Here is a 12,521-nt window from a genome sequence, read left to right on the forward strand (position 1 = left end):
CGGCCCCCCCGCGGCCGGCGGCGCGGTGGCCGCGGCCCGCTCCGGGGACGACACCGTCCCCGCCGCTGCGGCCGGCGCGGCGGTGCCGTTCCACGGGACGCACCAGGCCGGCATCGCGACGCCCGTGCAGGACCGGCTGCACTTCGCCGCGTTCGACGTGAAGACCGAGGACCGCGCCGAACTGGTCCAGTTGCTGAAGGACTGGACGCGGGCCGCCGAGCGGTTGACCGCCGGGCAGGCGGTCGGCGAGGGGGCGTACGGCGGTCTCGCGGAGGCCCCGCCGGACGACACGGGCGAGGCGCTCGGCCTGAAGCCGTCGCGGCTGACGCTCACCATCGGCTTCGGACCGTCGCTGTTCGACGGCCGCTTCGGTCTGAAGGGGCATCGGCCGGCGGCGCTCGTCGATCTGCCCAAGTTCGTGGGGGACAACCTCGACCCGGCCCGCAGCGGCGGAGACCTGTGCGTCCAGGCCTGCGCGGACGACCCCCAGATCGCGGTGCACGCCATCCGCAACCTCGCCCGGATCGGCTTCGGCAAGGTCGCGGTCCGCTGGTCGCAGCTGGGCTTCGGCAAGACCTCCTCGACCACTCCCGAGGAGCAGACGCCGCGCAACATGATGGGCTTCAAGGACGGGACCCGGAACATCGCGGGCACCGACACGGCGGCCCTGGACAAGCACGTGTGGGTGTCCGGGAAGGACGGCCCGGCCTGGATGGTCGGCGGCTCGTACCTGGTGGCGCGCCGGATCAGGATGAACATCGAGACCTGGGACCGTACGCCGCTGCAGGAGCAGGAGGACATCTTCGGCCGCGACAAGGGCGAGGGCGCCCCGGTCGGCAAGGCCGGGGAACGTGACGAGCCGTTCCTGCCGGCCATGCTGCCCAACGCCCATGTGCGTCTGGCCCACCCGGACTCCACCGGCGGGGCGACGATCCTGCGCCGCGGCTACTCCTTCACCGACGGTACGGACGGGCTCGGCCGGCTCGACGCGGGCCTGTTCTTCCTCGCCTACCAGCGGGATGTCGCCAAGGGGTTCGTACCGGTCCAGCGCAACCTCGCATCCGACGGGCTCAACGAGTACATCCAGCACGTCGGTTCGGCGCTCTTCGCGGTCCCGCCCGGAGTCCGCGGCAAGGACGACTGGTGGGGCAGGGGACTCTTCGCGGACACGGAAGGACGGTGACCGGCGGGAGCTTCTCCGGCCGGCCTGTCCTCACCGGCCGCGTCGGTCCGGCTCCCGCGGCGGCGCGCGACACCCAGGGGCCCGAGGCCGCCTCCACGTCCAGGGCCTGACCCCCGGACCCGAGAGGTCCACCCTGATCTCTCACGGCGTCCGCACGGCAGGGCGTCACTCCCGCACGGAGCCCTCCCCGGGCCGACTCGTCGGCCCGGGGCCCATTTGGACCGGGCCCCTGGTCGCCCGCTCGTTCCCGGCAGGCGTCGGACACGGTCCGAGGCCGCGGGGAAGCGCGGCGGCCGGCCACGACGTCGCCGCACCTGGCAGTGGACCCCGACCCCGCCGAGATCGTCCCGGTCCGTGTCCGGGGTGGGTGCCGACCGGTGGGGGCTGACCGCAATTCCCGCACCCCCCGTCGAGCACCCCTTACCCTGGACGGGTGAACGACTTCCTTGAGAGTGCCCCGCGCGAGCGGCTCCGGGTGCTGGCGGCGATGAGCGGTGGGGTGGACTCCGCCGTCGCGGCGGCCCGGGCCGCGGAGGCCGGGCACGACGTGACCGGCGTGCACCTCGCCCTCTCGGCGAACCCGCAGAGCTTCCGGACCGGCGCGCGCGGCTGCTGCACGGTGGAGGACTCCCGCGACGCCCGGCGCGCCGCCGACGTCATCGGCATCCCCTTCTACGTGTGGGACCTGGCCGATCGGTTCCGCGAGGACGTCGTGGAGGACTTCGTCGCCGAGTACGCGGCCGGGCGCACGCCCAACCCGTGCCTGCGCTGCAACGAGAAGATCAAGTTCGCCGCGCTGCTGGACAAGGCGCTGGCGCTCGGTTTCGACGCGGTGTGCACCGGGCACTACGCGACGGTCGCCGTCAACGAGGACGGCAGCCGCGAGCTGCACCGGGCGAGCGACATGGCCAAGGACCAGTCGTACGTCCTCGGTGTGCTGGACGAGCGGCAGCTCGCGCACGCCATGTTCCCGCTGGGCGACACCCGGACGACCAAGGAGGAGATCCGCGCCGAGGCCGAGCGCCGGGGCCTGGCGGTCGCGAAGAAGCCGGACAGCCACGACATCTGCTTCATCGCCGACGGCGACACCCAGGGCTTCCTGGCCAAGCGGCTCGGCACGGAGGAGGGCGCGATCGTCGACCGGAGCGGCGAGCGCGTGGGCACGCACAGCGGCGCGTACGGTTTCACGATCGGCCAGCGCAAGGGCCTGCGCATCGGTGTCCCCGCGGACGACGGCAAGCCCCGCTACGTACTCGACATCTCCCCGGTGAACAACACCGTGACCGTCGGCCCGGCCGAGGCCCTGGACGTCACCGCGCTGACCGCCATCCGCCCCCGCTGGTGCGGCACCCCGCCGACCGGCCCGGCCGCGTACACCGCCCAGCTCAGGGCACACGGCGAGGACGTACCGGTGACGGCCGAGCTGACCGGCGGCGAGCTGCGGGTACGGTTCGCCGAGGCGGTCCGGGGGGTCGCGCCGGGACAGGCGGTCGTCCTCTACGACGGCACGCGCGTCGTCGGCTCGGCGACGATCGCCACGACGGACCGGGCGGGCGGGGGCGGCCGTACGAGCGCGGGGGACCGTACGAGCACCCCCGACCGTACGAACGCTCCGGCGACCGTATGAACATCGGCGTGTTCCTGTCCGCCGCCGAACTCGGCGAGCAGTACACCGCCCCCGCCAAGGAGTTCGCCCGGCTGATCGGGGAGGGCGGGCACACGCTGGTGTGGGGCGGGTCGGACGCGGGGCTGATGAAGGTCGTCGCGGACGGGGTGCAGGAGGCCGGCGGGAAGCTGATCGGCGTGTCGGTGGAGTTCCTGCACGACGTGGCCAGGAAGAACGCCGACGAGATGGTGATCGCCCGGGACCTGGCCCACCGCAAGGCCGAGCTGCTGCTGCGCTCCGACGCGGTCGTGATCATGGTCGGCGGCACCGGGACGCTGGACGAGGCCACCGAGATCATGGAGCTGAAGAAGCACGGGCTGCACGCCAAACCGGTGGTACTGCTGAACACCGCGGGCTTCTACGACGGGCTCGAGCACCAGTTCCGCAGGATGGAGGCTGAAGGCTTCCTGCCGCTGCCGCTGTCCGACCTCCTCCACTTCGCCGACGACGCCGACGCGGCGATGGCCTACCTCAAGGAGCGCGTGTGAGCGTCCACCTCGTCACCGGGGCCGGTTCCGGGATCGGCGCCGCGGTGGCCGGCCGGCTGCTGGCACGCGGCGACGAGCTGTGGCTGCTGGCCAGGGACGCCGGCCGGGCGAAGGAACTGGCGGCGCGCTTCCCCGGCGCGCACACGCTCGTCGGCGACCTCGCCGAACCGTCCCGGCTGTCCTGGGCGATCGGCCACCAGGCGCCGCCGGACCGCCTCGACTCGCTGCTGCACGTCGCGGGCGTCGTCGAACTCGGCCGGATCGGCGACCTCACCCCCAAGGTGTGGAACGAGACCCTCGCGGTCAACCTGGTCGGCCCGGCCGAACTGACCCGGCTGCTGCTGCCCCAGTTGCGGCTCTCCCGCGGCCACGTCGTCTTCGTCAACTCCGGCGCCGGGCTCACCGCGCACGCCGAGTGGGGTGCGTACGCGGCCGGCAAGCACGGCCTGCGGGCGCTCGCGGACTCGCTGCGCGCCGAGGAGCACGCCGGGGGCGTACGCGTCACCTCCGTCTACCCCGGTCGCACCGCCACGCCCATGCAGCAGAAGGTCCACCAGCAGGAGGGCAAGGCGTACGATCCCTCGCGGTGGATCGACCCGGAGTCGGTGGCGAGCGCCGTGCTGGCCGCGCTGGACCTGCCGCGGGACGCGGAGATGACGGACGTGACGGTCCGGCCGGGGGTGTAGCGGGCCTCGTACGCGTCGCGGGTGCCCTCGGGGTGGTGCGGGAGCGGCCGCCGCCGGCAGAGGCCGTGACTTACTCTTCCCGCGTGAGTAATGAAGATGTGTTCACGCTGCCCGAGGGAACCGCTACCGGGGTCGGGTCGATGCCCGGCGGAGACGCGCGGGAGGCCGCCCGGGTCGCCGTGGAGGCCGTCGACAGGCTGCCGTTCCTGCCCGAGCTGCCCGCCCGGGGGCCCGGCGCGGACATGATCGGGCGGACCCTGGGGATGCTGGTCGAGCTGTACGCGCGGGTGGAACCGAGCGGGTGGCGGTTCGGGGACCGGCCCGGAAGGGACACCAAGCGGGCGTGGAGCTGGCTCGGGGAGGACCTGGACGCCCTGGAGGAGTTCACCCAAGGGTACGAGGGCTTGCTGAAAGTGCAGGTCGTGGGTCCGTGGACGCTCGCGGCGGCGGTGGAGACGAAGACCGGGGAAGCCGCGCTGCGGGACGCCGGGGCCGTGCAGGACCTCGCCGCGTCGCTCGCGGAGGGGGTGCGGGCCCACCTGGACGACCTGGCGCGGCGGGTGCCCGGCGCCCGCCTCGTCCTGCAACTCGACGAGCCCTCGCTCACCCCGGTACTGCGCGGTCAGGTCAGGACGGCCAGCGGCTACCAGACGTACCGCGCGGTGGACCGCGCCGTCGTGGAGTCCACGCTGCGGGGGCTGATCGGGGCCGCGGGCGTACCCGTCACCGTCCACTCGTGCGCCCCCGACGTACCGTTCGCCCTGCTGCGCCGGGCCGGCGCGGCCGGTATCTCCTTCGACTTCGACCTGCTCACCGAGCGTGACTGGGATGCTTTCGGTGAGGCCGCCGAAAGCGGCACCGCGCTGTTCACCGGCGTCGTCCCCGGCACGGATGCCCCATTGTCGGACCCTGCGGGTAGCGTCGGGGGTGTTCGGGCGCTGTGGCGCAGGCTGGGGCTGGCACCGGGGGCACTGGGGACCTCCGTCGCCGTCACCCCGTCCTGCGGTCTGGCGGGGGCCTCGCCGGCCTATGCCCGTGCCGCGCTCACGCACTGCGGGAAAGCGGCTCGCTCGCTCGTCGACAACCCTGAGTGAGGAAGGACGGAATCGTGGCAGCCGTTGAGGACGCCGGCCGGGCGGACATCCCCGCCGAGGCGCGCGAGCAGCACGCGCGCCTGGCGGAGCAGGTCGAAGAGCACCGCTTCCGTTACTACGTCAACGACGCGCCGGTCATCAGCGACGCGGACTTCGACCGGCTGCTGCGGCGGCTGGAAGCGCTGGAGGACGAGCACCCGGGGCTGCGCACGCCCGACTCGCCCACCCAGAAGGTCGCCGGCGCCTACGAGACGGACTTCGCCTCGGTCGAGCACCGCGAGCGGATGCTGTCGCTGGACAACGCCTTCGCCGAGGAGGAGCTGACCGCCTGGGCCGACCGGATCGCCGCCGAACTGGGCCCGCCGGAGAACGACCGCAGTCCGTACCACTTCCTGTGCGAGCTCAAGGTGGACGGTCTCGCGGTCAACCTCACCTACGAGCAGGGGCGGCTGACCCGTGCCGCCACCCGGGGCGACGGCCGCACCGGCGAGGACATCACGCCCAACGTCCGCACCATCGCCGACATCCCCGACCGGCTGGCCGGCGACCGGGTGCCGGACCTGGTGGAGATCCGCGGCGAGGTCTACTTCCCCGGTGAGAAGTTCGAGGAGCTGAACGAGCGTCTGGTCGCCGCGGGGGACAAGCCGTTCGCCAACCCCCGTAACGCGGCGGCCGGTTCGCTGCGGCAGAAGGACCCGCGCATCACCGCGACCCGCCCGCTGCGGATGGTCGTGCACGGCATCGGCGCCCGCCGCGGCTTCGACATCGAGTGCCAGTCGCAGGCCTACGGGCTGCTGCGCGAGTGGGGCCTGCCCACCGCCCGGCACAACGCGGTGCGGGACTCGCTGGCCGGCGTACGGGAGTTCATCGACTACTACGGCGCGCACCGGCACGACGTCGAGCACGAGATCGACGGCGTGGTCGTCAAGATCGACGAGATCCCGCTGCAAGGACGCCTCGGATCCACCTCACGGGCGCCGCGCTGGGCCCTCGCGTGGAAGTACCCGCCGGAGGAGGTCAACACCAGGCTGGTGGACATCCGGGTCGGCGTCGGCCGCACCGGGCGGGTCACGCCGTACGCGGTGGTGGCACCGGTCACCGTGGCCGGCTCCGAGGTCGAGTTCGCCACCCTGCACAACCAGGAGGTCGTCAAGAAGAAGGGCGTGCTGATCGGCGACACCGTGGTACTGCGGAAGGCGGGTGACGTCATCCCGGAGATCCTCGGCCCGGTGGTGGACCTGCGGGACGGCAGCGAGCGGGAGTTCGTGATGCCCGCCGAGTGCCCGGACTGCGGCACCGCCCTCCAGCCCGCGAGGGCGGCTGATATCGACCTGCGCTGCCCCAACGCCCGCTACTGCCCGGCCCAGTTGCGTGAGCGCATCTTCTATCTCGCGGGCCGCAGATCCCTGGACATCGAGGCGCTCGGCTACGTGGCGGCGGTCGCCCTCACCCAGCCGCTGGAACCCGCCGAGCCGCCGCTCAAGGACGAAGGCGACCTGTTCAGCCTGGACATCGAGCGGTTGCTGCCGATCCGCTCCTACGTCCTGGACCAGGACACCGGTCTGCCCAAGCGCGACCCGGCCACCGGCGAGGAGAAGATCGTCACCTTCTTCGCCAACCAGAAGGGCGAGCCGAAGAAGAACGCGCTGGCGATGCTGGAGAACATCGCCGCCGCCAGACACCGCCCGCTCGCCCGGATCATCACCGGCCTGTCCATCCGTCATGTCGGCCCGGTCGCCGCCGAGGCGCTGGCCCGCGAGTTCCGCGACCTGGACCGGATCAAGGACGCCGCGGAGGAGGAACTGGCCGCCGTGGACGGCGTCGGCCCGACCATCGCCGCCTCCGTCAAGCAGTGGTTCGCCGAGGACTGGCACCTGGAGATCATCGAGAAGTGGCGCGCCGCCGGAGTCACGCTGACGGAGGAGGGTTCGGACGAAGGACCGAGGCCGCTGGAAGGACTCACCGTGGTGGTGACCGGAACGCTCGCCTCCCATACCCGGGATGGCGCAAAGGAGGCACTGGGCAGCCGCGGTGCGAAAGTCACCGGGTCGGTCTCCAAGAAAACGGACTTCGTGGTGGTCGGCGACAACCCCGGCTCCAAGTACGACAAGGCGGTCCAGCTCAAGGTGCCGGTGCTGGACGAGGGCGGCTTCGGGGTACTCCTCGAACAAGGTCCCGACGCTGCCCGGGAAGTGGCGGTGAACCCTGCGGAATCCGTGGAATCCGGCGCCGAATCCAGCTGAATAACCCGGAGATGTCACCCGATCGGACCATTTCCGAAATCGGTGATCCCCCAGGTCGCATTCGGGCAACCGCAGCGGATCGGTGCCCGAGGCGGCGCCTGGCGGCCTACTGTTGAGGGGCGCGACCGCCGGTAAGACCGACCAGCGGCCCCAGCGGCTCTCCGCGGCGGCTGCCGACGGGCGTGCACCTGCTTGCTTCACCAGGCACCAGGCTGCGAGAGGGACGGGCATGGAACCGACGGAGAGCGCCGGAGCGGCGCCGCTGCCCGGTAGCCCGGCCGCCTCTGTACTCCCCGTCGTCCCACGGCCGGTGGTACGGATCGCGGTGCCGGCCGTCGCAGCGGCGGCGCTGACCGCGGGCGTCATCCGGGTACTGCACAGCGGCCACGCGCTGTTCCCCGGCGGCACGACCGGCTGGGCCTACGCCGTCCTCACCGGCATCATCGTGGGCCACCTCGTCGCGATGGGCCGTGACCGCTGGTGGGGCGGCACCGGCTCCGGCGCCGCCCTCACCCTGGCGATCCTGCTGCTCTACGGCTGGGTGCCCGCCGTGCTGATCAGCCTCGCCGTGGTGACGCTGGTCGGTGCGGTCCGCTGCCACCGCTGGCGGCAGGCCGCGCTGCACGGCGCCATCGACATCCTCGGCATCGGTGCCGGCTCGGTCGTACTGGCCCTGCTCGGCTCCCAACCCTCCGTGGAACACCCCTGGAACCCCGAGCAGTGGTCGGTGTCGGCCGTGCCGACCGTCGCGGCGGCCGCGCTGACCTACCTCGCGGTGACCCGGGCCCTGCTGTGGTGGGCGTTCGCGCCGCGCGGCGGTGCCCTGCCCACGGTGGCCCGTACCGCGCTGATCCGGCAGGGCATGGTCGGCGTCGCCCTGCTCGGCATCTCCCCGCTGATCCTCGTCGTCTCCTGCGGCATGCCCGTACTGCTCCCGCTGTTCTCGGTGCCGCTGATCGCACTGGACTCCACCCTGTGGATCGCGCACGCCCGCGCCGAGGAGCAACTGCGCGACCCGCTGACCGGCCTGCCCAACCGTCAGTGGCTGCTGGAACGCACCCGGACCGCGTTGGACGCCGCGCGCGAGCGAAGCGAGACGGGGATCCTCCCCCAGCCTGGCGGCTGGGCGGCGCCCCCACCCCAGCCTGGCGGCTGGGCGGTGCCCCCACCGGCCGGAGGCTGGGGGAACGGCGGGACGGGGGTCCCGGGGAGGGTCGGGCTGATCCTCATCGACCTCGACAAGTTCCGGTCCGTCAACGACACCCTCGGGCACCTGGCGGGGGACCGGCTGCTGCTCCAGATCGCCGACCGGCTGCGGCTCGCCCTGCCGCGCGGCGCCGAGGCGGCCCGGCTCGGCGGCGACGAGTTCGCGGTGCTGCTGCCCGCCTGCGACTCGCCCACCCGCGCCCAGCGGGTGGCCAGGACGCTGGTCGCCGCCCTGGGCTCACCGCTCAGCCTCGACGGGCTGACTCTGGTGCTGGAGGCCAGCGCCGGGGTCGCGGTCTTCCCGGACCACGCGCTGGACGCGGAAGGGCTGCTGCGGCGGGCGGACGTGGCGATGTACCAGGCCAAGCGCGACCGCAGCGGCGTGGAGGTCTACGAGGTCACGCGCGACGGCAACACGCCCGACCGGCTGGGCCTCCTCGGCGACCTGCGGCGCGCCCTGGACGCGGGTGACGTCGAACTCCATTACCAGCCCAAGGTCCGCTTCGACGGGCAGGTGGCCGGGCTTGAGGCGCTGGTGAGGTGGGTGCACCCGGAGCGAGGCCGGGTCAACCCGGACGAGTTCATCACCATGGCCGAGACCTCCGGGCTGATGCCGCAGCTCACCGAGTACGTGCTGGACACCGCGCTGGCCCAGGTCGCCCGGTGGCGGCAGATGGGGCTGGACGTGCCCGTGGCGGTCAACGTCTCGCCCCGCGACGTGCACAGTCCCGGGTTCGCCGGCGCGGTCGCGGCGCGACTGGCCCGCCACCAGGTGCCGCCGGGATCGCTGCAACTGGAGATTACCGAACACGTCCTGCTCGAGGACCCGCAGCGCGCCGCGGACACGCTCAACGGGCTCACCGGGCACGGCGTCAAGATGTCCCTGGACGACTTCGGGACGGGGTACTCCTCGCTGGTCCACCTGCGGCGGCTGCCGGTCAGCGAGCTGAAGATCGACCGGTCCTTCGTGGCCCGGCTGGTCGTGGACGCCGAGGACGCGGAGATCGTGCGCTGCACGGTCGACCTCGCCCACTCCCTGGGGCTGCTGGTGGTCGCCGAGGGCGTCGAGGACGACGAGACCTGGGAACGGCTGCGGGACCTGCACTGCGACGCCGTCCAGGGCTGGCTGGTCGCCGCGGCGATGCCGCCCGAGGAGACCACGAACTGGCTGCGCGCCCGCGGTGAGCGCGGCTGGCAGCGGCCGGCCTCCGCCCCGGCTGCGGCCGACCCGCCCGCCCTCCGGGCCTGCGGATGCGAACCCGAGCCCGAACACTCCCCCACGGAGCGCCCTTCCGGGCGGGCAGCGGCGACGTAATCCGCCCTCGTTCCGCGGTCGCCCCCTGCTTCCGGTGACGGAGCGACGGCACGCCACGCCCGCCGCCGCACCCCCAGGTCACGGCCGTCCAGCCTCTTTCCGCCAACCGCACCCCACGTCACGGTCGTCCAGCGCTTTTCCTCCGCCGCACCCCCATGCCATCGCCGTCCAGGTCCGTTCCGCCGCCGTGGCGGGACGCGCGGCGGTGGAGCCCGGCGGCCCGGCCGCAAGCGGGTTTCGACGGGTCCGGCACCGCCGGTCAGGGCCGTCGAGGGTGGAGCCCGGTGGCGGGCGGGGCCCCACGAGGGCCGGGTGCGCCGCGCCGGCCGCAAGCGGGTTTCGGCGGGTCCGGTACTGCCGGTCGGGCGCCGTCGAGGGTGGAGCCCGGTGGCGCGGCCGCAAGCAGTTCCTCCTGGGTCCGGCACCGCCGCTCAGCGCCGTCGTGCTCGCGCGTCGCCGCAGTGGGAGAAGGGGGCGCCGACCCCTTCTCCCGCCCCCGGGAACCGGCGGGCCGGGGAGCCGTGCCCCCGGGGCGGGGGCGGCTTTCCCCGTCGGCCCCGCGGGGAACCGTTTCGCGATGGGTGGGCACGGGCCCATAGGATTGGGTCCACAATCGACATCTCACCCCCAGAGGATCGCTGCATGCCTGGCATCACGCGCGAGGAGGTCGCCCACCTCGGCCGGCTCGCACGTCTGGAGCTCTCCGCGGAAGAGTTGGACCACTTCGCCGGACAGCTCGACGACATCATCGGCGCCGTAGCCCGCGTGTCCGAGGTGGCCGGCGAGGACGTACCGCCGACCTCGCACCCGCTGCCCCTGACCAATGTGATGCGCGCGGACACCGTCCGGCCGTCGCTGACCCCGCAGCAGGCGCTGTCCGGGGCCCCGGCGCAGGAGCAGCAGCGCTTCAAGGTGCCGCAGATCCTCGGGGAGGACTGACCTCATGACGGACATCATCAGGCTCACCGCGGCCCAGACCGCCGCGAGGATCGCGGCCGGCGAGCTGACCGCCGTCGAGGTCGCCGAGGCGCACCTCGACCGGATCGAGGCCGTGGACGAGAAGGTGCACGCCTTCCTGTACGTGGACCGGGAGGGCGCGCTCGCCCAGGCCCGCGCCGTGGACGCCAAGCGCGCCGCGGGCGAGGAACTGGGCCCGCTGGCCGGTGTGCCGCTGGCGATGAAGGACATCTTCACCACCGAGGGCGTGCCGACCACCTGCGGCTCCAAGATCCTGGAGGGCTGGCTCCCGCCCTACGACGCCACGGTCACCAAGCGGCTGAAGGCCGCCGACGTGGTGATCCTCGGGAAGACCAACATGGACGAGTTCGCCATGGGGTCCTCCACCGAGAACAGCGCCTACGGCCCGACCGGCAACCCGTGGGACCTGACCCGTATCCCCGGCGGCTCCGGGGGCGGCAGCGCCGCGGCCCTCGCCTCGTACCAGGCGCCGCTGGCCATCGGCACGGACACCGGCGGCTCCATCCGGCAGCCCGCCGCGGTCACCGCGACGGTCGGCGTGAAGCCCACCTACGGCGGGGTGTCCCGCTACGGCATGATCGCCTTCTCCTCCTCCCTGGACCAGGGCGGACCCTGCGCCCGTACCGTGCTGGACGCGGCGCTGCTGCACGAGGTGCTGGCCGGCCACGACCCGCTGGACTCCACGTCCATCGACGCGCCGGTCCCGCCGGTGGTCGAGGCGGCCCGCAGCGGCGACGTCAGGGGCATGCGGGTCGGCGTGGTCAAGGAGTTCGGCGGCGAGGGCTACCAGCCCGGCGTCGTCCAGCGGTTCAACGAGTCGGTGGAGCTGCTGCGCGAGCTGGGCGCCGAGATCGTGGAGCTGTCCTGCCCGTCCTTCACGTACGCGCTGGCCGCGTACTACCTGATCGCGCCCTCGGAGTGCTCCAGCAACCTGGCCCGCTTCGACGCGATGCGGTACGGCATGCGGGTCGGGGACGACGGCTCCCGGTCCGCGGAGGAGGTCACCGCGGTCACCCGCGAGGCCGGTTTCGGGCCCGAGGTCAAGCGCCGCATCATCCTCGGCACGTACGCGCTCAGCTCGGGCTACTACGACGCCTACTACGGCTCGGCCCAGAAGGTCCGCACCCTGATCACCAGGGACTTCGAGCAGGCCTTCGAGCGGGTCGACGTGATCGTGTCCCCGACCACGCCCACCACGGCCTTCCCGATCGGCGAGCGGGCGGACGACCCGATGGCGATGTACCTCGCCGACCTGTGCACCATCCCGGCCAACCTGGCGGGGAACGCGGCCATGTCGCTGCCCTGCGGCCTGGCCCCGGAGGATGGTCTTCCGGTGGGTCTGCAGATCATCGCGCCCGCGCTCAAGGACGACCGGCTCTACCGGGTCGGCGCCGCCGTCGAGGCCGCCTTCGTGACGAAGTGGGGCCATCCGCTGCTTGAGGAGGCACCGCAACTGTGAGCGACAAGACCGAGGACAAGACAACCAGCACCCTGAAGAAGGCCAAGGGCTTCAAGAAGTCCAAGCCCGGCACCTACCTGGCCATCGGCACCTCGGCGGTCAGCGCTTTCACCAACATCAAGAAGGCCCGCGCCGCCCGTGGCGAGAGCGACACCCTCCGCCTGGTGGACGCCGTGGTCAGCACCGCCGCCGTGGTCACCGGT

At 72.9% G+C, this 12,521-nt stretch carries 10 protein-coding genes; all 10 read left to right on the forward strand.

The features are described 5' to 3' along the window. Nucleotides 1-1,183, forward strand: a 1,183-nt coding sequence (gene efeB / locus VIW71_RS18165) for an iron uptake transporter deferrochelatase/peroxidase subunit (RefSeq protein ID WP_331623389.1), incomplete at its 5' end; no start/stop codon positions are given. Nucleotides 1,184-1,616: 433 nt separating this feature from the next. Further along, nucleotides 1,617-2,810: a tRNA 2-thiouridine(34) synthase MnmA gene (gene mnmA, locus VIW71_RS18170; RefSeq protein ID WP_331623390.1), complete on the forward strand. Its 1,194-nt coding sequence runs from the start codon at nucleotides 1,617-1,619 to the stop codon at nucleotides 2,808-2,810. Next, entirely contained in the window at nucleotides 2,807-3,337 is a 531-nt protein-coding gene (locus tag VIW71_RS18175; protein WP_331623391.1) for a TIGR00730 family Rossman fold protein, read from the forward strand. Before mnmA ends, VIW71_RS18175 begins: the two co-directional genes overlap by 4 nt. After that, complete coding sequence (locus tag VIW71_RS18180; RefSeq protein WP_331623392.1) at nucleotides 3,334-4,023, forward strand: SDR family oxidoreductase; 690 nt, start codon at nucleotides 3,334-3,336, stop codon at nucleotides 4,021-4,023. The genes VIW71_RS18175 and VIW71_RS18180 overlap by 4 nt, the downstream gene beginning before the upstream one ends. 140 nt (nucleotides 4,024-4,163) lie before the next feature. Continuing rightward, a complete protein-coding gene (locus tag VIW71_RS18185) occupies nucleotides 4,164-5,117 on the forward strand; it encodes a methionine synthase (RefSeq protein ID WP_331623398.1) in 954 nt (317 codons plus the stop codon). A 14-nt stretch (nucleotides 5,118-5,131) separates the two neighbouring features. Next, nucleotides 5,132-7,360: an NAD-dependent DNA ligase LigA gene (ligA, locus tag VIW71_RS18190; RefSeq protein WP_331623393.1), complete on the forward strand. Its 2,229-nt coding sequence runs from the start codon at nucleotides 5,132-5,134 to the stop codon at nucleotides 7,358-7,360. 229 nt (nucleotides 7,361-7,589) lie between these two features. Next, nucleotides 7,590-9,881 (forward strand): putative bifunctional diguanylate cyclase/phosphodiesterase, encoded by a 2,292-nt coding sequence (locus tag VIW71_RS18195; RefSeq protein WP_331623394.1) that lies wholly within the window; start codon nucleotides 7,590-7,592, stop codon nucleotides 9,879-9,881. Between the two features lie 642 nt (nucleotides 9,882-10,523). Beyond that, the gene (gene gatC, locus VIW71_RS18200) at nucleotides 10,524-10,820 is read left to right on the forward strand and encodes an Asp-tRNA(Asn)/Glu-tRNA(Gln) amidotransferase subunit GatC (protein ID WP_331623395.1); all 297 of its coding nucleotides are present in this window, start codon (nucleotides 10,524-10,526) and stop codon (nucleotides 10,818-10,820) included. Between the two features lie 4 nt (nucleotides 10,821-10,824). Beyond that, entirely contained in the window at nucleotides 10,825-12,318 is a 1,494-nt protein-coding gene (gatA, locus tag VIW71_RS18205) for an Asp-tRNA(Asn)/Glu-tRNA(Gln) amidotransferase subunit GatA (RefSeq protein ID WP_331623396.1), read from the forward strand. Beyond that, nucleotides 12,315-12,521: hypothetical protein (locus VIW71_RS18210; protein WP_331623397.1), on the forward strand; the 207-nt coding region annotated here is incomplete at its 3' end. The genes gatA and VIW71_RS18210, both read left to right, overlap by 4 nt.

Origin of the sequence: Streptomyces sp., from assembly GCF_036524955.1 — a bacterium.
GTDB lineage: Bacteria > Actinomycetota > Actinomycetes > Streptomycetales > Streptomycetaceae > Actinacidiphila.

What these genes read in the sequence shown, in the direction of transcription:
- VIW71_RS18195 (WP_331623394.1), top strand. Translation starts at nt 7,590, where the DNA reads ATGGAACCGACGGAGAGCGCCGGAGCGGCGCCGCTGCCCGGTAGCCCG.
- VIW71_RS18185 (WP_331623398.1), top strand. Translation starts at nt 4,164, where the DNA reads ATGCCCGGCGGAGACGCGCGGGAGGCCGCCCGGGTCGCCGTGGAGGCC.
- VIW71_RS18175 (WP_331623391.1), top strand. Translation starts at nt 2,807, where the DNA reads ATGAACATCGGCGTGTTCCTGTCCGCCGCCGAACTCGGCGAGCAGTAC.
- gatC (WP_331623395.1), top strand. Translation starts at nt 10,524, where the DNA reads ATGCCTGGCATCACGCGCGAGGAGGTCGCCCACCTCGGCCGGCTCGCA.
- gatA (WP_331623396.1), top strand. Translation starts at nt 10,825, where the DNA reads ATGACGGACATCATCAGGCTCACCGCGGCCCAGACCGCCGCGAGGATC.